The following is a 23340-nucleotide window of genomic DNA, read 5'->3' as shown; positions in this document are numbered from 1 at the left end:
CAGCAATGCTAATATAATACTCAATTTCATCATCTCGTTATTTATTTCTTATATGATCTTACAAATACTGAAGAGGATTATAGGAATAGGAAAATGTTAAATCTCTTCTCCTTACCTTTTTTAATACCAAAAGAAAAAAATCGAATGCCTTGCAAATGTTGAAGAAATACTATTAAAAGGAGGAAAGCATCTATTTTCGCTTTCCTCCTTTTGATTTATTACATTTTTTCTGGTGCAGATACGCCAATAAGCGCCAAGGCATTTCTTAATGTGATTTGCGCTGCTTGGATTAATGCTAAACGTGCTTTTGTTCTTTCTAAGTTATCTGCATCTAAAACTTTTTCAGCGTTATAGAAGCTATGGAAAGTTGATGCCAAATCGTAAATATAATTCGTAATACGGTGCGGCATTCTCTTTAATGCTGCTTCTCCTACTGCCTGCGGGAACTCTCCTAATTTCTTTAATAAGTCAAATTCCTTTTCCGCCGTAATTAATGCAGCATTCAGCTCATCGGTCAGCTCGATTCCTTGTTCCTTTCCTTGTCTCAAGATACTTGAAATACGAGCATGGGCATATTGTGCATAATATACTGGGTTTTCATTCGATTGGGATACAGCGAGATCTAAGTCAAAATCTAAATGCGTATCCGCACTTCTCATGGCGAAGAAATAACGAGTTGCATCTAGCCCTACTTCTTCTACTAAGTCTCTCATTGTTACAGCTTTCCCTGTACGCTTACTCATCTTCATTTTTTCGCCATTTTTATATAAGTGAACAAGCTGAATAATTTCCACTTCTAATGCTTCTTTGTTATATCCTAATGCTTGGATTGCAGCTTTCATACGAGGAATGTAACCATGATGGTCTGCACCCCAAATATTAATAAGCTTTTCAAAGCCTCTATCTAATTTATCCTTATGATATGCGATGTCTGGCAATAAGTACGTAAAAGAGCCGTCATTTTTAATAAGCACACGGTCTTTATCATCTTCAAAATCAGTAGAACGTAACCATGTCGCTCCATCCTGTTCAAAAATATAGCCATTTTCCTTTAATTTGTTTAACGCTATATCAATCTTTCCATTTTGATAAAGAGATGTTTCGGAGAACCACACATCAAATTTCACACGGAAATCTTCTAAATCTTGTTTTAATTTAGCCATTTCATACTTCAGACCGTATTCACGGAAGAAATCAAAACGTTCCTGTTCTGAAACATGGACATACTTATCCCCATATTCCTCTGCTAGCTTTTTCCCGATTCCGATAATGTCTTCTCCATGATAGCCATCTTGCGGCATTTCTTTTTCCATCCCTAATGCTTGGAAATAACGCGCTTCTACCGATAATGCTAAGTTATTAATTTGGTTACCAGCATCATTAATATAGTATTCTCTTGAAACATCATAGCCAGCTTTGTCTAAGATATTGCAAAGAGAATCTCCTACAGCCGCCCCACGCGCATGACCTAAGTGAAGGTCGCCAGTTGGGTTAGCTGAAACAAACTCCACTTGTACTTTTTCATTATTTCCAACTGTAGTTTGTCCATATTGCTCTCCTGCTTTAAGGATAGTTGGAATTAAATCCGTTAGATAGCTATTATCCATATAAAAATTGATAAAACCTGGACCTGCTATTTCAACTTTTTTAATAGAAGCTTTCGTTTGATCGAAATTCTCAATAATCGCCTCTGCAATCATTCTTGGCGCTTTTTTGGCAACTCTCGCTAATTGCATCGCCATATTTGTAGAATAATCACCATGGGCTTTATCCTTTGGCAACTCCAATATTACTTCGGGAATTTGTTCTTCTGCTGCTAATCCAGCTTTTATGACGCTTTGTTTAATTTCTTCCTTTAGCTTGTCCTTTATTTGATCTACAATATTCATTTTTACTCTGTCTCCTCCTTAAATGAAATAGTCATATGATAGGTTCCATTATTGCTTCCTTGCATCTTTAAATCATATAAAATATCTAATGAACCTGTGGTTGCTTGCTGTTCCACTTCTAGCGCCAGTCTCTTTGTATCGGTAACTAGCTGAAATACACCGTAAGGACTTTCGTAGCTGCCGACCTTTTGTTTATTAATAAGAAAAGGAAGGCGCATTTTGACTGCTCCACTTCGAAGGATTAATCCTTCCTTTTCTGTGATTTTAATAATTGTTTTGATGGTACCTTCTTCTATGATTTCTTCATATTTTATATATTTACTAGTATCTTTTTCTAAGTATTGACCAAACCCAATCCACTCAATACTTTCTTTATTTTTCCCGTTATATATATGTGTTGTAACGTGTAATTTTACAGGCACTTGTTGCCCTGATGGTTGAGACAACGACAACACTTCCTTTTCATTTACTGTGTAACTTTATAAGTATAAATTTTTTAAAGGGGAAGTGCAAGATGGTTCGTAAAAGAACGAAGATATTCTCTCTTGACATAACCCTATATGTAAAAAACCTACAGTACAATCTGCAGGTTTTCGCTTTAATAGTTGCTTAGTTCCTTGATTGGTGTTTGGATAATCACAGGATTTTTAGATGGATCCAGCCATTTTAAAACCTTCACAACGTTTGCTTCTGAAGTTGCTGTACAGCCTAGCGTATAACTATTTGCAATATGGAAGAAAATTGCGCTTCCTTTATTAGGAACTCGCTTTGTATTGTAGTCAATAACAAATCCATATTTGTATGCCGGCACATTCATATTTTCGGCACTTTTCCATTGACCTTTTGTTTTCTTTTTCGACTGCCATGTGTTATATAGCTTAGATTTCGGATCATCTACCCAGACATCATCATTGGTTATCTTTCGATAAGGTAATTTTGTCCCAGGATTTTTTTGTGTACCAAACGCTGTTCCGATCGTAAACTTCCCAATGGGTGATTTTTTGCCGCCTTCACTCATATTTGAAGTAAAGCCATATTTCCCAATATGTCCAGTTGTCGTTAAAACCGGAATCCATTCACCCTTTTTATTTTTTTCAAAAGTGCGAATCTCAGCAGAGGATATATTATAGCCATTTGAAGTAACAAGAATCAATTGTTTATTCTTTCCTACTGTTTTTAGGCCAGCTGCTAAATTTTTTGGTTCTGCGGGTTTTTTGGTTGTTAGGTATTTACTTGATGCCCAGCCTGTTTTGCTGCCCACCGTTACCTTGCTCCAAGATCCCTTTGTTTGTGATACTTTTAAAGATTGATTTTTTTTGACTGTCGCAACTACTTTATAGTTGGTTCCTGTACCACTTCTCACATTTAACGTACTTGCTGTAACATACATCGTTTTTGTAGATGTCGTTGCCTTTGCTGCTGGCTTTTTTGTCGTTAAATATTTGTTAGAAGCCCAGCCTGTTTTCTTTCCAACTGTCACTTTATCCCAAGACCCTTTTGTTTGGGTTACTGTTACAGCCTGATTTTTCTTAACGGTTATCACTACTTTATAAGAAGTACCTGGACCACTTCTTATATTAAGAGTGCTTGCTGTCACATATTTCGTTTTTTTACTAGCAGCTTGTACCGTATTTACTGAATGAAAGCCCGCAAATAAAACCATTACCCCTACTATTAGAACAAAAATCCTTTTCCCCATTTTCATCCTTCTCCCTATGTAATATGATGCCCTCCTTTTCATGGACAAGCATACGCCAAATGCTCCATATATAGTCTAGCAGAACACTATTTCAGTTTCTTAATAACCACATTACAAAGCTACAATATTTTCCTAGTCATTTTCTAAAGTTAATGGTTGAATTTAAAATGTCTAATAATAAAGCCAAACAACCATATGAAATCTTTCGTACAATTGTTTGACTTTATTTCTAGCTGGAAACTATGTCCCAGCTTATTAAAATTATATTATTTTACAAACCCTAAAATCATTTCACGGATTAATTTACTTGCTGTATTCGCTGTTTGCTCAGATGGATCGTAAATTGGCGCCACTTCAACTAAATCCGCTCCAACTACCTGAACATTAGAGCGCGCTATTTCATGAATGGATGCTAATAATTCTTTTGAAGTAATTCCTCCTGCATCCACCGTACCTGTTCCAGGGGCATGCGCTGGATCTAAGACATCAATATCTATGGTTACATATACAGGTCTGCCTGCAAGTGTTGGCAAGATTTCTTTTAATGGCTCTAGCACCTCAAACTTAGAAATATGCATCCCTACTTCTTTCGCCCACTGGAACTCTTCTTTCATTCCAGAACGAATCCCAAATGAATATACATTTTTGGGACCAATTAAATTGGCTACTTTTTTGATCGGCGTGGAATGAGACAATGGCTCTCCTTCATATTCATCGCGAAGATCTGTATGGGCATCCATATGTATGATAGCTAAATCCGGATATTTTTTATACATTGCTTGGAACACGCCCCACGATACTAAATGCTCTCCTCCCATTCCAAGCGGAAATTTATTATCACCTAATACTTTGTCCACAAATTCTTCAATCATATCTAAGCTGCGTTGTGGATTTCCAAATGGTAAAGGAATATCCCCTGCGTCAAAATATTTTACTTCCTCAAGCTCTCTATCCAAATAAGGGCTGTATTCTTCTAACCCAACAGAAACCTCTCGAATTCTTGCTGGGCCAAAACGGGAGCCAGGACGGAAGCTAACGGTCCAGTCCATTGGCATACCATACAATACTACTTGGCTTTCTTCATAATTTGGAAAACTTTTAATAAATACATTTCCTGAATACGATTCATCAAAACGCATTAGTCATCTCTCCTTTTTATTCAAAGGCAGTCCAATCATTCCCTTGATTTGCTGTTATCCCCTTCACAGAGATCTTGAACAAACTTTGGTAAGATGAAGGCTGCTTTGTGTAACTCTTTCGTATAATACTTTGTCTCTATCGAATGGAAGCGACTTTCTGGAACATTTAATGGATCATACTGTTTAGATCCAATTGTAAATGCCCACATGCCACTTGGATACGTCGGAATATTGGCGATATATAATCTGGTTATCGGGAATATTTCCTTTACATCTCTTTGCACGGAACGAATGAGCTCTCCTTTAAACCAAGGATTGTCACTTTGAGCAACAAAAAGTCCATCGTCCTTTAACGCTTTCGCTATTCCTGCATAAAAGCCCTTTGTAAACAGATTAACAGCTGGACCCACTGGTTCTGTGGAATCAACCATAATAACATCGTATTTCTTCTCGCTTTTGGCAATATGCATAAACCCATCGCCTACTTGTACATCTACTCTTGGATCATCCAGCTTACCTGCTATCTCTGGTAGAAACTTCTTACTATATTCAATTACTTTACCATCAATATCAACAAGCGTCGCTTTTTTGACACTAGGATGCTTTAAAACTTCTCGAATAACCCCGCCGTCCCCACCGCCAACAACTAGAACATACTCAGGATTGGGATGTGTAAACAGTGGAATATGTGCTACCATTTCGTGGTAAACAAACTCATCTCTAACAGAAGTCATCACCATATCGTCCAATAATAGCATATTTCCCCATTCTTCTGTTTCTACCATATCTAACTTTTGAAACGGTGTTTGTTCTGTATGTAATGTACGCTTGATTTTCATAGTGATTCCAAAATCGTCGGTCTGCTTCTCTGTAAACCAAATTCCCATTGACATATCCTCCATTCATTTGATTGGTATAAAGTTTCTTATATGCTAAACATTCCTAGTTTCTTCATTTCTTGTGAGTACAATCTTCTTTTTATACTTCCCAATCAAACAAATAACAAACACGAAAAAAGTATAGTGGATATTCGTATAAAAGCAAAGATTTTTTTTTATATTCCATGATAAAAATGTTTAAAACGCCAATCTTTACCACATACTAGTTTTATCTATTTATCTTTCATTAATGCGATAAAAGAACAAAGAAGGTTCTACTTAGGAGGTGTCATGTTTTGGAAGTCATTGTAAATAAACTTAAAAACTCTGGGAAATATTTACGTCTATTGATTATATTAGGACTTCTTTTCATGATAACCGCAAGCATGATTTTTATCGGTATATATGTATATGCTCGTACACTAGGTCCTCCACCGCTAGCTGTTTCTCAGTCAACAATCTACTATTCAGATGATGGCAGCATTATTGGCGAAAGCAGCAATGGACAGAAAAGGTATTGGGTATCCATTGATGATGTTAGTCCCTATTTAGTAGACTCTACTGTTTCTATTGAAGATAAAAACTTTTATTCTCATCACGGCTTTGACTATAAACGAATTGGCGGTGCTATTTTAGCCGACATAAGAGCAATGGCAAAAGTTCAAGGCGCGAGCACAATAACCCAGCAATATGCTCGAAACTTATTTTTAGAGCATGAAAAGACGTGGAAGCGAAAAATTGCAGAGGCATTTTATACACTTCGATTAGAAATATTCTATACAAAGGATGAAATTCTAGAAGGCTATATCAATACCATTTATTATGGTCATGGAGCATATGGAGCAGAGGCTGCAAGCCAATACTACTTTGGAAAAAAGGCCTCCGAACTAACATTAGGAGAGGCAACCATGCTTGCTGGTATTCCGAAGGGACCTAGTATATATTCTCCTTTTTCATCGATGGAGAATGCGAAAAAAAGACAGGGCATCATCCTAAATTCCTTAATTGAAAATGGATATATAACAGAAGAGGATAAGCAGTTAGCTTTAACGGAAAAACTGTCGTTAGTAGGAAAATTTCCAAATGCTAGTGTCGAAACAGCTCCTTATTTTCAAGATACTGTAAAAAGCATTCTAAAAAACCAGCTTCATTTAGATGATAAAACGATTCAATTAGGTGGATTAAGAGTGTATACAACCTTGAATACAGAGCAGCAAAAAATAGCAGAGGAAACGATTAACCAGACGATAAATAAGGATAGTAATATACAAATTGGCTTCGTTGCCATGGATCCAGCTACAGGCCACGTTAAGGCAATGGTAGGTGGAAAAGATTATGAAGAAAGTCCATTTAACAGAGCAATTCAAGCAACTCGGCAACCTGGTTCGACGATCAAGCCTTTATTGTATTATGCAGCTCTTGAACATGGATTTACACCGGCTACGATGATGAGCAGCGAACAAACAACCTTTCGCTTTGATGATGGGAGAGATCCATATACCCCGCATAATTTTAACAATCAATATGCCGATGGAAATATTACCATGGCACAGGCACTAGCTGTCTCTGATAATGTTTATGCGGTTAAAACCCATCTTTTTTTAGGGCAAGATACATTGGTAAAAACAGGCAAGAAATTCGGCATTACAACCGATTTACAAGAGGTTCCATCTCTCGCTCTTGGAACGTCTAATGTTCGTGTGATTGATATGGCAAATGCCTATAGTATATTTGCCAACGGAGGAAATAGGGTATCTCCTGTTTTCATTACAAAAATTGAGACAAATGATGGGCAGATTCTCTATGAACATAAGACAAAACCAGAAAAGATTTTAGATACGGATTTAACGTTTGTGATGAATCAAATGATGACAGGCATGTTTGACCCTACTCTTAATGGCTATGCCTCTGTAACAGGAAGTACTATTAAAGACGACATCACAAGAATTTATGCAGGAAAATCTGGCTCCACTGAATCAGACAGTTGGATGATTGGTTATACTCCACAGCTAGTATCCGCTGTTTGGACAGGCTATGATCAGGGAGAGCCTATAACGTTAGCAGCCGATAAAACATATGCAAAGAAAGTTTGGGTTCAGTTTATGGAACATAGTTTAAAAAAAGAGCCGATCAAAGGATTTACACCAACTAAAGGTACTGTTGGCGTTTATATCGATCCTAAGAGCGGCAAACTCGCATCAGCTGCATGTGATACAAAAAGAATGATGTACTTTACTAAAGATACTGTACCAACAGAATTTTGTGCTGATTTACCAAAAGAAGACTCTAAGGAAAAACCAGCAAATAAGGACAAAGCAAAAGAAAAAGTACCATGGTATAAACGAATTTTACCGTGGTAGAAGGAACTTGATAAAGCATACTACCAGCTCTTTTGAGTGTAGTATGCTTTTTTGTTTAGGTGCAACAGGGTAAAGCTCCCCTCTACTCCCTTTCCCCTTACTTCCTCTCCCCACAGGACTCAGACAACGGTTCTATCACCTATTCCTCCTCAAGCCATACATCTTCTATATGCTTTCTTTTTTGCTGCTTGTTTATTTTCCGATATTCTTTCGATTTAAAAATAATATCGAAATCATAATCTTGCGGATATAGCTCTGTTCCTTTTATATAGAGCTTTAATCGTTTTTGGTTCACGGTTCTTTTTTCCTGTCGAACCTGCACTATATATCTTCCTTGTACATCAGGACCTTGATAAACAATTCCCATTTCATCCGTCTCTGTAAGAATCACATTATCTCCTCTCTCAAAAATAGGCTCCCGGGATGGAAGGGTATTAGTCGTTTTTTTCTCTACTGCCTTTCGCGCGTATTTATTGATTACAATTTGCTGCTGAAAATCCAGCTCCTTTAAATTCTGTTCATGATGGAAATTCCGAAATGTTTTATACGTTATCTGGTGCGCCTTTTCAATGAGCTTAGGGTGCAGGCCTAATTTACTTGCAATTTCAAATGCCTGGCTTCTTCCGCTTTGTCCCAGTAATAGTTTATATGTTGGTCGCAATGTATTGATATCAAATTCCATTGTTCCATTTAAAAAGCCTTCTGTTTGATCTGCAAATTCTTTCATCTCGCTATAGTGAGTGGTCGCAAATAAGGTTGCTCCTTTTTGATAAAGTTGTTCTAAAATGACAATAGCAAGAGCCATACCTTCTCCGGGATCGGTCCCTGATCCTAGCTCATCAAGCAATACAAGGGATCGGTCATTGGTTGTTCTTAAGATATCAATTATATTTACTAATCTGGAGCTAAATGTACTTAAATTTTGTTCAATACTTTGTCCGTCGCCTATATCCACAAATATATGTTGAAAAATGGCGATTTTACTCCCTGCTTTCGCTGGAATTAATAAGCCAGATTGAGCCATCATTGTTAATAAACCAATTGTTTTTAATGTGACTGTTTTCCCACCTGTATTTGGTCCTGTAATAACAAGGGCACGATGCTCTTCTCCAAATGAAATAGTTAAAGGAACTGCTTTGTCTCCAAGCATTGGATGACGAGCCTCTTTTAAATAAATCGTATAATCTTCTGATAAGAAAGGCGGCTTTGCAGCAATTACTCGGCTATATTTTGCTTTCGCAAATAAAACATCATAATAGTGCATCGTTTCTATTGCTAAATTAATGGCCTCTTCCTCAGCCAAGAGCTTCTCCGTTAATTCATATAGAATTCTTTCTACTTCAGATTCTTCTGCTAGCTTCATGGTTTCGATTTCTGCTTGCATGTCAGCAAGTTCAATTGGCTCAATAAATACCGTCGCTCCAGATGCGGATGTATCCAGTACACTACCTTGGATTTTCGTTCGATATTCTCTTTTTACAGAGAGGGTCAAATGACCGTTACGCTCTGAAACAATTTTGTCCTGAAGATAGCCCGTATATTTTTTCGATTTCACTAATTGACTCGCTTTTTCTTTTACTCGATCTGTCAGGATGGACAGCTGTCTTCTTAAATAGGCTAAATCACTAGAAGCATAATCATCCACATTACTATGTCTAATACATCTTGCTATTTCCTCTGTAAGCTCTCTAACATCAGGAATGGATTGAACATAAAGCGAGACATTTGGTGCCGCATATTCCTTATCCTTCATAAATTGTTTAAGCTTGGTACAATGTTCCAAAAAGGAAATAACAAACGGAAATTGATCTGCTCGAATATAAATCCCTTTTTTTGCTTGGCTTAAATAAATAGACATTTCATCAAGTGTATGAATCGGCACACTACTAGATATTTCTATGATTTTCATAGCCTCTTCTATTTCCTTGATTGACTGCTCCATTCTTCCTTTATCCTGCAGCGGCCGCAGTTTTCGTATTGTCTTTTTCGCTAAATTTGTTTTGGCATAGGATTCTATCTCTTCTAAAATTTTATAAAAACCTAATACTTCAAATGCCTGTTGATTCATTTTAATTCCTCCTATTTTTCTTCAAATAGCCCTTAAAAATAGAAAAAGCCAGCGTGAACAAACGCTCACACTAGCTTTTTGGGGTAGACCTATCCGCTTTAAAGTGCCGGATTAGGAGATCCTTTGCAATAAAGAAATAAAAACTATGACAAATATGCCATAGCTTTTTATCATCTATTGCTTGCTATGAGGCTTATTCTTAACCTTCCTTGAAATACACATGCTAAATAAACCGGTATATTCCCAGTTTTTTAACAAAATTCAAGGCCGTATATAATTAACGGTTAGTTAAGAACACTCACACTCATAAAACAATCTCCTTTAAAAGGGCTTTTTATTTTTTATTCCCTTTTAGTTTATCGATTTTTCTTTTCTTTTGTCAACATTTTCAAAAAATTAATTTACTAAAGAGAAAATTTCATTTCTCAATAGTTAAGAAGGGGATAAGTCTTGTTTCAGCTGTTCTACAGAGTTATCCCATAGTCGCTGATCATGTTTTTTCAAAAAATCTGCCAGCACCTTTTTAGACTTCTCATCCATATGATCGACCATAATATGTCTTTTCATACTTTTATCCATCTTATTCACATGCTCTGGAAGAGACTTATAACCCCTGCGAATAGAACGATCCACAGTCATTTCACATGCTGTTACACCAGCATAATAAGGACCTTCAGGCTTACGGTCAATTGTCACCCAGACTAACCAGTAAGGCTTACCATTAGGAACCTCTTCTTTTGTTTTCAAAAATTTGATGCCACGTTCCACTGCACTTCTTGCATGCATGGCGCCGATATCAACGATGGCTTCTCCCTCTTCTACATCAATAATAACAGGAGATACATTTTCTAAACTAAGACTGCCAATTCCAAAGCCTTTATGCCCATCGGTTGGGTCATTTTTAATAATATTAAAGCCTATTGTTTTCTTCTTTTTTTCTTCCATGTTCATACTCCTTTTGCGATTTATTATAAATGATCGCGGATTGGTATAGCTTGACGATTTTTTATTTGTCGTGTATATAAAGCCGACTTTTATCCTCTGCAAAATCAAAAGAACAATTGATTAAACAGCGATAGAAAAAAGTATCGTATCACTTCAATCCAAGGGAATATCGTATAGCTTGATAAACCTGTAACAATTAATACAATAAATAAAATAGATCCATAAACCTCATACTTGGACATCGCTGCTCTTACCCGCGAGGAAACGAGATCTTCAATAATTCGATAACCATCTAAAGGGGGCAAAGGAAGCAAATTAAAAGCAAAAAGTAATAAGTTCATATAAACAAAAATTTCAAAAAACGGATATAAATCAAAATTACTTCCCGCTGGTACTTGTAACTTTATTAATATTGCAATAATGATAAAGCCAAGAAAAGCTAGTATTAAGTTACTGACAGGACCTGCTAAAGTGACTAATACTCCAGCTAATTTTGGTCGTTTAAAATAATGACGATTAACCGGTACTGGCTTCGCCCATCCGAATCCTGCGATTAAGATAAAAATTGCCCCTATGAGATCAATATGAGCGATTGGATTTAGCGTTAATCTTCCTTGCTTTTGCGCCGTGGGATCTCCAAATTTATAGGCTACAAATGCATGTGCGAATTCATGGAAGGTAAAACCTACTACAATGGAAATAATAATATAAGGCAAATCCGCCAAATTTTGCGAAAATAACAAATGATTAGCTCCCCTCTATACACAGTTTCTATGGAAAATGAATATTCTCTATCTAGTAATGTTTCCTTTTAAAATTATACATGATATTAAATTGGAAAGGAAAATTTTCTTTTGTTACCTCTTCATAAGACTCTATTTAAATGCATATACGCTGATTAGAAACTTGCACTTTTCCAAGAAATATGAAAAACTACAATCAAAACTAAGGAGGATTTGAACAAATGCCATATGTAACTGTAAAAATGTTAGAAGGTAGAACTGAGGATCAAAAGAGAAATTTAGTAGAGAAAGTAACAGAAGCAGTTGTGGAGACAACAGGCGCATCAAAGGAAAAAGTAGTGGTCTTTATTGAAGAAATGCCTACAAACCATTATGCTGTTGCAGGCAAACGCCTAAGCGATCAGTAAAAAGAGTTCAAAAAGGTCCCGTCCAGCAATTCAAATCGTTGCATGGCAGGACCTTTTTTTAATGATTTCTTTTCTCTCTTAGGCTTTCAATATACGCATATGCAATCTCTATTTCTTCTTCCGTATATTTTTGCTTGGCCTTTAATGTGAATACTTTTTCCTTCACTTCTTCCTTTGGAAGGCTATCAAAGAAAAGAACGGTTGACACAAGCTCGAGGAAGCGAGAATTCTGGCCATTCATATCTTCTAGACAAGGAGACAAATCAGGCATTTCCACCTCATTAAGATCCAAAAATTCCTTTCCATTATCGGTTAAAGTATATCGATATTGGAAATATCCTCCCTTTTTCTCTTTTACTTCATTCAAAAAACCCATATTGCATAATTCTTCTATTCGCAAGGTTAATTCTTCTGAATAGGGACCGAAAAAATGAAACTGATATTTTTCATGAAATGGAAAATCGAGCTTTTTTGCGATATATATCATTTTTTGCAGCTTTTTTCTTCCAATAATTTCGCCCGAAGCAGCAATTGCTTTCATTACTTTGGCATGATCTTTTAACAAATTGGGTCATCTCCTACTCCATTTAATCCTAAGACATACATCTATTGAATATCCAACAATTGACGAATTTGTTTTTTTATTTCCCCTTTGGAACTGTCATCCTTTAAAATATCCTTAGGAAAATATAACTTGTGATCGGTTCTTCTTTTTCCAGAAATACTATCAACAATTTCTGATTCTCTGGAAAGCTCTCTAATTTCTCCGTTTTTCATCAATAGATGAATCGGTAATCGCTCTTCCTCTTCTCCAGGTCGATAAAAATCATAGGGAAGATCTGACGAAGAATCGACAACTAAATAATACTCCGGATCCAACCCTACTTTATGGAATAAACCAGATAATTCTTGAAGCTTTTTATACTCTTTAGCTGGATCAAACTCCACGTATTTAAAAAGATTTCGGTTCATAAACCTGCGGCAGAGATCCTTCAAAACGGCATCATCTTCTTCTTGCCACATCTGAAAATAATAGAGAATAATAGCCTCATCCAATTTTAAGTAGTCTTCTAACGATGTTTCGTCTTCAAAAATTGAGTAAAAATGAATAGGGTGATATTTAAAAGAGTAGAATTGCTCGTGTAAATATTTCGCTCTATGTAGAATTTTCGTAAGAATTACTTCCGCACTTCTTGTCACTGGATGGAAATAGACCTGCCAGTACATTTGATAACGGCTCATAATATAGTCTTCCACCGCGTGCATTCCGCTTTTTTTAATAACAGCCTGATCTTCACGCGGGCGCATTACACGCAAAATTCGTTCCATATCGAAATTCCCGTAGCTAACCCCTGTAAAATATGCATCTCTTAGCAGATAATCCATTCGGTCTGCATCTATCTGACTGGAAATTAAACTAACTACTAGTTTTTCCTTGGAGGTTTTAGCAATTATTTCTGCAACCTTTTTAGGAAAGTCCTTCTCTACTTTTGTCAAAACCTTATTGACTTCTGTTTTTCCTAAGATAATTCTGCGTGTAAATTCTTCATGATCAAGATCAAACACTTTTTCAAAAGAATGAGAAAAAGGGCCATGACCTAAATCATGTAGGAGAGCGGCACATAAAGAAAGCAACCTTTGGTCATTGTTCCATTCTTCTCGGCCTTCAAAAACATCATCAATGATTCTTCTAACAATTTCATATACTCCTAGAGAGTGATTAAACCTGCTATGTTCTGCACCATGAAAGGTAAGATAGGTCGTGCCCAGCTGTTTAATTCTTCTCAGTCGCTGAAATTCTTTTGTTCCAATCAAGTCCCATATCACTCTGTCGCGAACATGAATGTAGCGATGGACAGGATCTTTAAAGACTTTCTCTTCATTTAGCTTATCCGTCGAATATGGCATCTTTCTCACTCTCTTTCGTTCATTGGCTATTTTTTATTCATTCTAGTAATTAGAGTTATTCCATATTCTAAAGATAGAAAAAGAGGGTTCCGTTGTAGGCATTTTAAAAGGGAAAAAAATCATGGCTTTCTCCATAAAATAACTATCCAGTGGAAACTCCTCTGTTTTACTAAGGCTCTGTTCTTTTTCATTGTTGTTTTACACAAAAAATTAAAGTATTGACAGCTTTCCATTACTTTTTCAGCTTCGCATTGACTTTATCCATTAACTCTTCTTCTGTTAATGCGGCTAGTGGACGATTATTGACAAAAGCAAATGTTTTTTTACGACCAGGCCCACAATAGGATTGACAGCCTATATCAATTTTAGCATCTGGATCAATTTGCTTTAAACGAGGTATTAACGTTTTTAAATTCACTGCCTGACAATCGTCGCAAACACGAAATTCGTTTGCCATTTGGACAACCCTTTCTATACTTGCTCTCCAATAACGTTATCGAAAATTCATTCGACAACATTCTCACTTATTACTATATGGTATTTTACCCCTTCTCCACTAGCAATGCAAGATGCAAAAGATTGTAAAATAGTGACGAATTTGTGGAGAAAATCCACTGGCCTTACAGTATCATTCCCTTACTACTATCATTATATTTTTTGTAAACTAGCTTGCCTCTCTATATTAATTAATCAATATGCGTTATAATTTTCTCTTGAATATAGGGAGGTTTTACAATGAACAAAAGTAGAATATTAGTAATGTGCAGCATTGTTCTTGCAATGCTTATTGCCTCTATTGATACGACTATTATGAATACAACTATGCCAATTATTGCGGAAGAACTTGGCGGTACGGAATTGTACGCTTGGTCTTTTGCTGCTTATATGATAGCAAGCACAATTCTATCACCAATTGCTGGAAGACTTTCCGATCTATTCGGACGGAAAAAGCTGTTTGCTTTTGGAATTATTGTCTTTTTAATTGGTTCTCTGCTATGCGGAATCTCATCCACTATGACTCAATTAGTTATTTTTAGAGCATTGCAAGGGATGGGAGCCGGATTCATGATGCCATTTCCTGCTATCATTGCCGGGGATCTTTTTTCTATTGAGAAGCGAGGGAAAATCCAAGCATTGTTTACTGGCATGTGGGCTCTATCCGCCATATTAGCCCCTACTCTTGGTTCTCTCTTTGTAGAATTTATGAGTTGGAGATGGATTTTTTATATCAATTTACCAGTATGCATTATTGCACTACTAACTTTAATTCCATATAAAGAAGTCTATCAGGCGAAAAAGGCACAGGTGGATTACATCGGAGCAATGCTATTTGGAATCGGAATAACTTGTTTATTACTAGTTACAGTGCTTGAAAACTACCTTTATCTTTATGCTATAGTAGGTGTCCTTCTGTTAATTAGCTTTTATTTCTTTGAGAAAAGACAAGCATCTCCTATTGTTCCGTTATCCATTTTCAAAAATAAGACGATCACTTGGATGTTTATTAATGGATTTGTTGGAACATTGGCCTTATTTGGAACATCGAGCTATATTCCATTATTCCTACAAAATCAGGCAGGGCTGTCTGTATTATGGAGTGGCGTTTCTCTCCTTGGCCTATCGGTTGGATGGATGGCCATGTCTGTTCCTGCAGGGAAATGGATATTAAAATATGGCTATCGCATTCTATTAATTATTGGAAATGCACTATTGCTGCTTTCAGGAATATTATTAGTATTATTAAATGAATCAAATGGCTTCTGGTACGTATTTATTCTTATGGTCGTACAAGGCCTTGCATTCGGCTTACTAAGTACAGTAGGTGTGATTGGTGCCCAGGCACTAGTTGGAAACCATGAAAAGGGTATATCCACCTCTTTCTTTATGTTTTGCCGAAACATGGGAACAGCTATTGGCGTAACGATTATGGGATCTTTGCTAAATAGTGGCGCAACCTTTATGGATGGCATTCACCATCTCTTCCTATTTGGATTTATTGTTAGCATATTTGCTTTTCTTTCAGCATTCTTCATTCGAAACGAAGGAACTTTAAGCGAAAAAAACGTATAGAGATTTCCCACCTTATCTATCTTAAAAACAGTCGGTTTATCGCCGGCTGTTTTTTTCATCCTCTTTATCCGCTAATTTCCCTTTTTTCTATTCTATAAAAAAATCTACTATCCTTGTATTTCTTTTGTATAAACATCCAAGTTTCTGGAAAAGATGGGACTAGAAATATTTATTTATCGTGATTAAGTTGGGAGTTGAGTTATCAATGAAAGTTAGACAAGACGCATGGTCAGAAGAAAATGACCTATTATTAGCAGAAACAGTTTTAAGACATGTGCGAGAAGGGAGCACACAGTTAAATGCCTTTGAAGAAGTTGGGGATAAACTAAACAGAACTTCGGCAGCCTGTGGATTCCGCTGGAACGCAGTCGTTCGCCATCAATATGAAAAAGCACTTCAGCTTGCAAAAAAACAACGAAAGCAACGACAACGGATGTTAGGAAAGGATCAAGGCGGCAAGAAAAAACTATTATATTCACCACCAGTGCCAACAGTGGATGATTTTGAAGCACTTACCGTATCCACTAATTTAGAAATCGGTTCTATGGATTTGGATGCGTTGGAAACATTCATTACAACTGAAACATTAGAAACAAATGTTACTAGTCCACAAGAAGAAGAGCTTGCAAACTATCAATCAGAAGAAGACGCACAGCCATTACCAGCATATGAAGCGAAACAAGCACCTGCCTATTCATCTGTAAAGCATAGCCAAACTGGCACACTAAATTTCGACATGGTTCTTTCCTACTTACAAAATTTCCGAAATGCTACCATCCAGTTGGAAATCCTAAAAAGCGAGAATGAAAGATTAAAAAGAGAAATGTCTTCCATTAAAAGTCGAAACAAGGAATTAGAAGACAAGCTCCATCAAATCGAAAACAACTCAGAAACAATGCAAGAAGATTACGAGACACTGATGAAAATTATGAACAGAGCCAGAAAACTCGTCCTACTAGAAGAAGACGAGCGCCCAACCAAATTTAAAATGGACCGAAACGGAAACCTCGAAAAAGTCGCAGAGTAACTAAAAAGCGGAGGCGCCTTGCTTATCAGCGTACAAACTGGTCGACTAAGATCGCCACGTCCTGTGGCGACGTCGACACTAGTACATCCTATACGTCGAAGGGCTTCGACTGAGATAAAGGATACACGGCGAACGCTAGTGAGTCGATGTTGACTTTTCGTAGGGAAAGGTTGTGAAGCCCATCAGCCAAAGCTACTGCAGCGGTCCACATTTATTAAAAAGAGAGAGTATTAATAGTTGGCAGCACATTTCTCGATTATAAATAGAGGATAAGAAAAGGGATTTTCTCTACTTGAAGTCCCCTTCCTTATCCTCTTTTTGGTTTTAGCGAAATGGCTGCATGATTTTATCGTTTCTTTCCACGACCCGATCATAATAAGATTCAAATAGCGAAAGTTCTTCTCCTTGTAATTGATCTGCAAATAAAAATTCTGCATGATCCTTTAAAGCGAGTAACAATTTGGTCATAACTTGATCAACCGTTAAAGAAACTCCTAACAATTCTGCTAAGGATGCCATTACTTCAGGGTTTATTTCAGGATACTCAAACTTTGTCGTCTCTCCTTGTAGACCAGAAGAATAAAATTGTTTGATGATCCCTGCCCTATCCTGTCCACTTCCATTTACGCAAAGATAAATTTGCACAGCAACTCCGCTTCTTAAGCGTCTCTGGGAAATTCCAGCGAATTTTTTTCCATCAATACTTAAGTCATAGCTGCCCGGACAATACGAACCAACAATCTCTTTTGCTTTAATTGTTTTTCCATATTCACGGAACATATATTTAATCAATTCGAACATAGTATCATAGCCACTGTTAATATCAATTCGTTTCTCCTGCTCTGGGAGAATAAGCGATATATTTAACACATCCTTATCTAATACAACAGCTAGACCACCTGAATTACGAACAATATAGTGGTATCCCTGCTCCTTTAAAAAAGTTAATGCCTCTTTCAAATGTGGTAATCTCGTATCTTGAATTCCTAATACAATTGTCCGATCATGGACCCATGTTCTGGCCGTGGCTGGTGCCATCCCGCTTCCCACGGAAGAACATAAGGTATCATCCATACCAAAAGATGTGAGCGCGGATACATGTAAACCTGTTGTGGACTGATCAATAATTCTCCATTTTTCTTGTTTTAATAAACTAGTACTACCAACCATCACTTAGCTCCTTCTGTTTTACCAACTATCTATTCTATTATAAAAAGATTTAGCCCTCTTTATTCATCACAATGATTTATTATAGCGAATTTAGAGCTATTTCAAAAGCAATCTTCTCTTTTTTGATATATTTTTCGTATCCTTACTTAGGGATAAACTTAAATCTGCTTTGTTCGTTCGCTCCAATCTCCTAAATAGAAAAACCACTTAATCAGTGACAGCGACTATCCATACTTTGTATAACTTAGAATTTTCATTAAGCTTCTTGTACATGTGGGAGTAAGATGAAGATAGATAACATAAACAAAAAAGACGCCTCCCATTCTAAGGAGACGCCTGCTTTTAAATTTATTTTGTTAAGCTTTGACCAGCTGTAATTAAAGCTAATTTATAAACATCTTCTTCGTTACATCCACGAGAAAGATCGTTTACAGGAGCATTTAATCCTTGAAGGATTGGTCCCACTGCTTCAAAGTTCCCTAGTCTTTGTGCAATTTTATAGCCAATGTTACCAGCTTCTAGGCTAGGGAATACAAATACGTTTGCATCACCTTGAATAGGAGAATCTGGAGCTTTTTGTTTTGCTACAGATGGAACAAATGCAGCATCAAATTGGAATTCACCGTCGATTACTAATAACGGATCTCTTAATTTAGCTTCTGCTAATGCACCTTCTACTTTTTCCGTTTCTGGTGATTTTGCAGAGCCTTTTGTAGAGAAGCTTAACATTGCAACACGTGGATCAATGTCAAACATTCTTGCTGTTTTCGCACTTTCCACAGCGATTTCTGCAAGATCTTGGCTGTCTGGAGTAATATTGATTGCACAGTCTGCAAATACATATTTCTCCTCTTCACGAACCATGATAAATACACCAGATGTCTTTTTCACACCTTGTTTTGTTTTAATGATTTGTAAAGCTGGACGAACAGTATCTGCTGTTGAGTGAATCGCACCACTTACTAGACCATTTGCTTCGTTAGCATATACAAGCATTGTTCCAAAATAGTTTTCATCTAAAAGAATTTTACGAGCATCTTCTTCCGTTACTTTTCCTTTACGTCTTTCCACAAAAGAAGCAACTAGTGCATCAAATTGAGCATACTTCTTTGGATCATAAATTTCTGCATTCTCTAATGAAACACCAAGATTGTCTGCTTTTGCTTGAATTTCTTCTATGTCACCAATTAAAACAGGAATTAACACTTTATCTTCCGCTAAACGACCAGCAGCTTTTAAAATTCGCTCATCTAAAGCTTCTGGGAAAACGATTTTTACGTTTTGGCCCGTTACTTTTTCCTTTAAACCTGTAAATAAATCACTCATTAATTTTCTTCCTCCTTTTTATGTACACTTAATAGGATACTCTACCATCATAAAATTTCAAGAAATTTTCCTTACTTTCTTCTATTTTCATCCCATATAAAGCAAGATTCACTCATCTACCAATCAAAAGAAGATGAAGACAAAAAACATTAGTTATAGTTCTATTTATACAATCTGATATTTCCCTATATTTATCTTCCTTATACTCTTTTGCCCAAACTGAAACTTCCATTTTCCGGAAGTCACAATAAGTTCACAATTATCCTAAGGGTTATTCCACTAAAATCTGGAGAAACTATGATATAGTTAAAATCGTATTAACGTTATTAATAAGGAGTGAACATATAAATGAGTGAAGCAGCAAAAACATTAGATGGCTGGTATTGCCTTCATGATTTCCGAACAGTAGATTGGACTACATGGAAAATGTTACCTAGCGAGGAAAGACAAGAAGCCATCACTGAATTCCTAGGTCTATTGGAAAAATGGAATACTGTTCAAGAAAATAATAGCGGCAGCCATGCGTTATATACAATTGTTGGGCAAAAAGCAGACTTCATGATGATGATTCTCCGTCCAACTATGGAAGAATTACAGAAATTAGAAACAGAGTTTAATAAAACTAAATTAGCTGAGTTTACGATCCCAGCTCATTCCTATGTTTCTGTTGTAGAATTAAGTAATTACCTGCCTTCCGATTCCGATAAAGATCCTTATGAAAATCCATATGTAAAATCTAGACTATACCCGATCCTGCCGGAATCCAGCTATGTGTGCTTCTATCCGATGGATAAACGTCGTCAAGGAGAAGATAACTGGTATATGCTTCCTATGGAAGATCGTAGAAGCCTAATGCACAGCCATGGCATGATTGGCCGCCAATATGCAGGGAAAGTAAAACAAATTATAACAGGATCTGTTGGTTTCGATGACTATGAATGGGGAGTAACCTTATTCTCTGATGATGTTCTTCAATTCAAAAAGTTAGTATATGAAATGCGTTTTGATGAAGTAAGCGCTCGTTATGGCGAATTTGGTTCTTTCTTTGTAGGAACCCTTCTAAAACAAGAAGCAATCACCGAATATTTACATGTAAACTAACATAAAGATGGAGAAAATTTTCTAATGAATCTAGATGATAGATGATTGGGAACTTCTCCATTTTTTTATTAATTTTTCTCATTAATTTAAATATAAATTCAACTCTCCTTGTCATAACTTATTCCTTTTTCTCATAGGATGAAATAGTGAGCGATGACCTATGAATGAAACAACATTCACCGTCTACTTCTTATTTCTAAAATTGTGGTCAACTTCGAATGGTGGAAGTATGTAGTGAAGATTGGATAGAAGATAATGGAGGGATGAAAATGAGTCAGTCAAATTATGGGAACTATGGTTATCCACAAGGATATAGGAGTTTTCCTGGGCAAATTCCTACCTATGGAAATCAGCAAGGGTTTCAACAACAAGTACCAATACAACAAGGAATGCCCACACCTGCACCTACGCCACCTGCAACACCTACTACATTACCAGGACAATTGCCAATAGAAGCATCTTATATCGAGAATATTTTACGCCTTAACAAAGGGAAAATTGCTACTGTCTATGCAACATTCGAAAACAACAGAGAATGGAACGCCAAAATCTTTAAGGGAATTATTGAAGCAGCAGGGCGAGATCATGTTATCTTAAGTGACCCACAATCTGGAACTCGCTATTTAATTCTAATGCTCTATATCGATTATGTTACATTTGATGAAGAAATAGAGTATGAATATCCTTTTGCCGCTGGCATGCCAGGGTTAGCAACATCCCCGCCTAGATAACCAAAAAGCCTTCCCGTGCATCACTCATTTAGTGGTGTACTTTTTTTGTTCTTTATTAAGATTGATAATGTTTCTCTTTTTATGAAAACAAAAAAGAATAGGTTGAACATTTTATAATCTGCTCACCTATCCTTTTTTAATATACTCTTATTACATCCATTTCCACGCAGCAATAATCACTAATAGCCATGCTGCTATAAACGCTACTCCGCCAAGTGGTGTAATAGCTCCTAATACTTTTATTTGGGTAACAGCTAATATGTATAGGCTTCCTGCGAATAAGATAATCCCGATTAGCATCAGCCAGCCTGCCCAGTTTATCAAACTGCTTTCTGGAAACTTACCTAAGAGTAAACCGATTAGAATTAAACCAGTACTATGAAACATTTGATAGGTAACACCTGTTTTCCATATTTCAAGATATTTATTTGTAATTTTCCCTTCTAAGCCATGTGCGCCAAATGCTCCTAAAGCAACGGATAGCAATGCATTAATTGCTCCAATAATAATGAAAACTTTCATTTTTATCTCCTTTTTTAAGGCTTTTTGCTAACTAATCTATGTAAAAAGTTATGATATTCCTTAATCCTTTTCCTTAGTTGCTATTCATGTGCGTAAAACAAATGTACTTAAAAATCGAATAAGGAATCACCATTTCCTTCGTCCATTTTAATTTTATTTGTTTGTGTCTGTATGGGTTGTTGTGGAATGCTTATTGGTGCTTGAACAGCTTGGAAGGATGGTTGCTGAACAGGCTGCTGATAAGTAACGCCTTCTTTTCTTTTCTGTTCTAAAACCAATTCACATAAGGATTTAATTGCATAAACTCTTTCTCTTATTCTCGCGTCAGAATTGCTTGTTTTTGCTTCTGTCAGCTGATCCTCTATTTTAGCTAATAATTGCTGGATTGATATATTCACTTCACCCCTCCTTTTGCCTGGAATCGCAGGCATTCTTGTCCAGAAGCTCTTTTTACTTCAACAGATGGCATCGTTCTGCCTTTAAATTGGAATGCCTTACACCCTTTAGGAAACTGACTATCCCATGTAACATAGTAGAATTTGCATTTATAACAATTAACTTTATTCTTTTCCATTCCCTACCCTTTCTAATCCCTTAGAAGGAAATACATAATGAGTAGATACTTCTATTATCTAATAGAAATGACCCCTCATACGTATTTCCTTTATTATATTCTTCTTTTCACAAAAAATCATCTATACACCAATTGATCGGGGACTGCCCATTATTTTCAAGCATCCTATTTATAGTAGAAAATGGTCTGCTTCCTAGAAAGCCGCGGTGAGCGGAAAGTGGACTTGGATGTGTCGATAAAATGGTGCCATGCTTGTCTTGATCAATAAAAGCAAGCTTTTTTTGGGCTGGATTTCCCCATAGCACAAAAATAACTGGTTCTTCTCTGTCATTCAACATCTTTATTACTTTGTCTGTAAATACTTCCCATCCTTTCCCACGATGAGAATTCGCTTGTCCAGCTCTCACTGTTAAAACTGTATTTAATAGAAGCACCCCTTGGTCTGCCCAGTTTTTTAAATAGCCATGATTCGGAATAGGACAGCCAAGATCAGCATGAAGCTCTTTATAAATGTTTTTTAAGGATGGTGGAACTTTTACTCCTGGCATAACGGAAAAGCTTAAGCCATGAGCTTGATTCGGACCATGATAAGGGTCCTGTCCCAAAATAACAACCTTTACTCTATCATAAGGAGTATATGTTAAACTATTAAAAATATCTTCTCTTTTAGGATAAATAGTAGATTCTCTGTATTCTGTTTCTAAGAAGGCTTCCAATTGGCTAAAATACTCCTTCTGACGCTCCTGTTCCAATAATTGCTCCCATGATGCAGCCATACTATCT

At 36.5% G+C, this 23340-nt stretch carries 23 protein-coding genes; 6 read left to right on the top strand and 17 right to left on the bottom strand.

Features of this window, described 5'->3' with window-relative positions:
* Positions 1-218: 218 nt before the first annotated feature.
* The 5 genes from argS to speE all read right to left on the bottom strand — a co-directional run bounded on the left by argS (position 219) and on the right by speE (position 5614).
* Positions 219-1889: an arginine--tRNA ligase gene (gene argS / locus NSQ89_RS24595; protein WP_341133408.1), complete on the bottom strand. Its 1671-nt coding sequence runs from the start codon at positions 1887-1889 to the stop codon at positions 219-221.
* A gap of 2 nt (positions 1890-1891) precedes the next feature.
* The gene (locus NSQ89_RS24590) at positions 1892-2344 is read right to left on the bottom strand and encodes a DUF1934 domain-containing protein (protein WP_235850433.1); all 453 of its coding nucleotides are present in this window, start codon (positions 2342-2344) and stop codon (positions 1892-1894) included.
* 143 nt (positions 2345-2487) lie between these two features.
* The gene (locus NSQ89_RS24585; RefSeq protein ID WP_336045047.1) at positions 2488-3588 is read right to left on the bottom strand and encodes an SH3 domain-containing protein; all 1101 of its coding nucleotides are present in this window, start codon (positions 3586-3588) and stop codon (positions 2488-2490) included.
* 266 nt (positions 3589-3854) lie between these two features.
* On the bottom strand, positions 3855-4727 hold the full coding sequence (speB, locus tag NSQ89_RS24580; RefSeq protein ID WP_047940781.1) for an agmatinase: 873 nt from the start codon (positions 4725-4727) through the stop codon (positions 3855-3857).
* A 35-nt stretch (positions 4728-4762) separates the two neighbouring features.
* Positions 4763-5614 carry a spermidine synthase gene (gene speE, locus NSQ89_RS24575; RefSeq protein WP_095258227.1) on the bottom strand — a complete coding sequence of 284 codons (852 nt, stop codon included), beginning with the start codon at positions 5612-5614 and terminating at the stop codon, positions 4763-4765.
* Positions 5615-5901: 287 nt separating this feature from the next.
* Here speE and NSQ89_RS24570 point away from each other — a divergent pair, with 287 nt between their 5' ends.
* Positions 5902-7965: a transglycosylase domain-containing protein gene (locus NSQ89_RS24570; protein WP_047940783.1), complete on the top strand. Its 2064-nt coding sequence runs from the start codon at positions 5902-5904 to the stop codon at positions 7963-7965.
* Between the two features lie 139 nt (positions 7966-8104).
* On the opposite strand, the gene NSQ89_RS24565 is transcribed toward NSQ89_RS24570, so the two are convergent.
* The 3 genes from NSQ89_RS24565 to NSQ89_RS24555 all read right to left on the bottom strand — a co-directional run bounded on the left by NSQ89_RS24565 (position 8105) and on the right by NSQ89_RS24555 (position 11721).
* Positions 8105-10033, bottom strand: coding sequence for an endonuclease MutS2 (locus NSQ89_RS24565; protein ID WP_095258229.1), 1929 nt, complete (start codon positions 10031-10033; stop codon positions 8105-8107).
* Between the two features lie 432 nt (positions 10034-10465).
* Positions 10466-10978 (bottom strand): YwhD family protein, encoded by a 513-nt coding sequence (locus NSQ89_RS24560; protein ID WP_047940785.1) that lies wholly within the window; start codon positions 10976-10978, stop codon positions 10466-10468.
* Between the two features lie 104 nt (positions 10979-11082).
* Entirely contained in the window at positions 11083-11721 is a 639-nt protein-coding gene (locus tag NSQ89_RS24555) for a site-2 protease family protein (protein ID WP_047940786.1), read from the bottom strand.
* A gap of 221 nt (positions 11722-11942) precedes the next feature.
* Between NSQ89_RS24555 and NSQ89_RS24550 the strand changes: the two genes are divergently transcribed.
* Entirely contained in the window at positions 11943-12128 is a 186-nt protein-coding gene (locus NSQ89_RS24550) for a 2-hydroxymuconate tautomerase (protein ID WP_031540077.1), read from the top strand.
* 58 nt (positions 12129-12186) lie between these two features.
* Here the strand turns inward: NSQ89_RS24550 and NSQ89_RS24545 are convergent, their stop codons facing one another.
* From NSQ89_RS24545 to NSQ89_RS24535, 3 genes are all read right to left on the bottom strand, one after another.
* The gene (locus NSQ89_RS24545; protein WP_047940787.1) at positions 12187-12693 is read right to left on the bottom strand and encodes a YwgA family protein; all 507 of its coding nucleotides are present in this window, start codon (positions 12691-12693) and stop codon (positions 12187-12189) included.
* Positions 12694-12734: 41 nt separating this feature from the next.
* Complete coding sequence (locus NSQ89_RS24540; RefSeq protein WP_047940788.1) at positions 12735-14036, bottom strand: HD domain-containing protein; 1302 nt, start codon at positions 14034-14036, stop codon at positions 12735-12737.
* A gap of 232 nt (positions 14037-14268) precedes the next feature.
* Positions 14269-14493, bottom strand: a complete 225-nt coding sequence (locus tag NSQ89_RS24535) for a DUF1450 domain-containing protein (protein WP_047940789.1) — start codon at positions 14491-14493, stop codon at positions 14269-14271.
* 278 nt (positions 14494-14771) lie between these two features.
* Here NSQ89_RS24535 and NSQ89_RS24530 point away from each other — a divergent pair, with 278 nt between their 5' ends.
* Both NSQ89_RS24530 and NSQ89_RS24525 read left to right on the top strand, forming a co-directional pair.
* Positions 14772-16106: an MFS transporter gene (locus tag NSQ89_RS24530; RefSeq protein WP_061796898.1), complete on the top strand. Its 1335-nt coding sequence runs from the start codon at positions 14772-14774 to the stop codon at positions 16104-16106.
* 205 nt (positions 16107-16311) lie between these two features.
* Positions 16312-17133: an RsfA family transcriptional regulator gene (locus tag NSQ89_RS24525; RefSeq protein ID WP_341133407.1), complete on the top strand. Its 822-nt coding sequence runs from the start codon at positions 16312-16314 to the stop codon at positions 17131-17133.
* 324 nt (positions 17134-17457) lie between these two features.
* On the opposite strand, the gene NSQ89_RS24520 is transcribed toward NSQ89_RS24525, so the two are convergent.
* Both NSQ89_RS24520 and pta read right to left on the bottom strand, forming a co-directional pair.
* Positions 17458-18303: a lipoate--protein ligase family protein gene (locus tag NSQ89_RS24520; RefSeq protein ID WP_047940792.1), complete on the bottom strand. Its 846-nt coding sequence runs from the start codon at positions 18301-18303 to the stop codon at positions 17458-17460.
* 348 nt (positions 18304-18651) lie between these two features.
* Positions 18652-19629: a phosphate acetyltransferase gene (pta, locus tag NSQ89_RS24515; protein WP_047940793.1), complete on the bottom strand. Its 978-nt coding sequence runs from the start codon at positions 19627-19629 to the stop codon at positions 18652-18654.
* A 348-nt stretch (positions 19630-19977) separates the two neighbouring features.
* On the opposite strand from pta, the gene hemQ reads away from it, so the two are divergent.
* Both hemQ and gerQ read left to right on the top strand, forming a co-directional pair.
* Complete coding sequence (hemQ, locus tag NSQ89_RS24510) at positions 19978-20730, top strand: hydrogen peroxide-dependent heme synthase (RefSeq protein WP_047940794.1); 753 nt, start codon at positions 19978-19980, stop codon at positions 20728-20730.
* A 269-nt stretch (positions 20731-20999) separates the two neighbouring features.
* Positions 21000-21461 carry a spore coat protein GerQ gene (gerQ, locus tag NSQ89_RS24505; protein ID WP_082138241.1) on the top strand — a complete coding sequence of 154 codons (462 nt, stop codon included), beginning with the start codon at positions 21000-21002 and terminating at the stop codon, positions 21459-21461.
* Between the two features lie 150 nt (positions 21462-21611).
* Here the strand turns inward: gerQ and NSQ89_RS24500 are convergent, their stop codons facing one another.
* The 4 genes from NSQ89_RS24500 to NSQ89_RS24485 form a co-directional block, all read right to left on the bottom strand.
* Positions 21612-21983, bottom strand: a complete 372-nt coding sequence (locus NSQ89_RS24500) for a DUF423 domain-containing protein (protein WP_095258231.1) — start codon at positions 21981-21983, stop codon at positions 21612-21614.
* 107 nt (positions 21984-22090) lie between these two features.
* A complete protein-coding gene (locus NSQ89_RS24495; protein ID WP_341133406.1) occupies positions 22091-22381 on the bottom strand; it encodes a YwdI family protein in 291 nt (96 codons plus the stop codon).
* On the bottom strand, positions 22378-22557 hold the full coding sequence (locus NSQ89_RS24490; RefSeq protein ID WP_251687855.1) for a uracil-DNA glycosylase: 180 nt from the start codon (positions 22555-22557) through the stop codon (positions 22378-22380). Before NSQ89_RS24490 ends, NSQ89_RS24495 begins: the two co-directional genes overlap by 4 nt.
* 107 nt (positions 22558-22664) lie before the next feature.
* On the bottom strand, positions 22665-23333 hold the full coding sequence (locus NSQ89_RS24485) for a uracil-DNA glycosylase (RefSeq protein ID WP_047940797.1): 669 nt from the start codon (positions 23331-23333) through the stop codon (positions 22665-22667).
* Positions 23334-23340 lie beyond the last annotated feature (7 nt).

The sequence above is a fragment of the Niallia sp. FSL R7-0648 genome (assembly GCF_038007005.1).
In the GTDB taxonomy this organism is placed as follows: Bacteria; Bacillota; Bacilli; order Bacillales; family Cytobacillaceae; genus Niallia; species Niallia circulans.
This window is presented reverse-complemented; position numbering and strand designations above follow the sequence as displayed.

Coding starts and splice junctions, on each gene's coding strand:
- NSQ89_RS24565 (WP_095258229.1), bottom strand. CDS start 10,033: ATGAATCAACAGGCATTTGAAGTATTAGGTTTTTATAAAATTTTAGAA.
- NSQ89_RS24500 (WP_095258231.1), bottom strand. CDS start 21,983: ATGAAAGTTTTCATTATTATTGGAGCAATTAATGCATTGCTATCCGTT.
- NSQ89_RS24535 (WP_047940789.1), bottom strand. CDS start 14,493: ATGGCAAACGAATTTCGTGTTTGCGACGATTGTCAGGCAGTGAATTTA.
- NSQ89_RS24585 (WP_336045047.1), bottom strand. CDS start 3,588: ATGGGGAAAAGGATTTTTGTTCTAATAGTAGGGGTAATGGTTTTATTT.
- NSQ89_RS24550 (WP_031540077.1), top strand. CDS start 11,943: ATGCCATATGTAACTGTAAAAATGTTAGAAGGTAGAACTGAGGATCAA.
- NSQ89_RS24540 (WP_047940788.1), bottom strand. CDS start 14,036: ATGCCATATTCGACGGATAAGCTAAATGAAGAGAAAGTCTTTAAAGAT.
- gerQ (WP_082138241.1), top strand. CDS start 21,000: ATGAGTCAGTCAAATTATGGGAACTATGGTTATCCACAAGGATATAGG.
- NSQ89_RS24525 (WP_341133407.1), top strand. CDS start 16,312: ATGAAAGTTAGACAAGACGCATGGTCAGAAGAAAATGACCTATTATTA.
- NSQ89_RS24560 (WP_047940785.1), bottom strand. CDS start 10,978: ATGGAAGAAAAAAAGAAGAAAACAATAGGCTTTAATATTATTAAAAAT.
- NSQ89_RS24530 (WP_061796898.1), top strand. CDS start 14,772: ATGAACAAAAGTAGAATATTAGTAATGTGCAGCATTGTTCTTGCAATG.
- speE (WP_095258227.1), bottom strand. CDS start 5,614: ATGGGAATTTGGTTTACAGAGAAGCAGACCGACGATTTTGGAATCACT.
- speB (WP_047940781.1), bottom strand. CDS start 4,727: ATGCGTTTTGATGAATCGTATTCAGGAAATGTATTTATTAAAAGTTTT.
- NSQ89_RS24520 (WP_047940792.1), bottom strand. CDS start 18,303: ATGGTTGGTAGTACTAGTTTATTAAAACAAGAAAAATGGAGAATTATT.
- hemQ (WP_047940794.1), top strand. CDS start 19,978: ATGAGTGAAGCAGCAAAAACATTAGATGGCTGGTATTGCCTTCATGAT.
- argS (WP_341133408.1), bottom strand. CDS start 1,889: ATGAATATTGTAGATCAAATAAAGGACAAGCTAAAGGAAGAAATTAAA.
- pta (WP_047940793.1), bottom strand. CDS start 19,629: ATGAGTGATTTATTTACAGGTTTAAAGGAAAAAGTAACGGGCCAAAAC.
- NSQ89_RS24490 (WP_251687855.1), bottom strand. CDS start 22,557: ATGGAAAAGAATAAAGTTAATTGTTATAAATGCAAATTCTACTATGTT.
- NSQ89_RS24485 (WP_047940797.1), bottom strand. CDS start 23,333: ATGGCTGCATCATGGGAGCAATTATTGGAACAGGAGCGTCAGAAGGAG.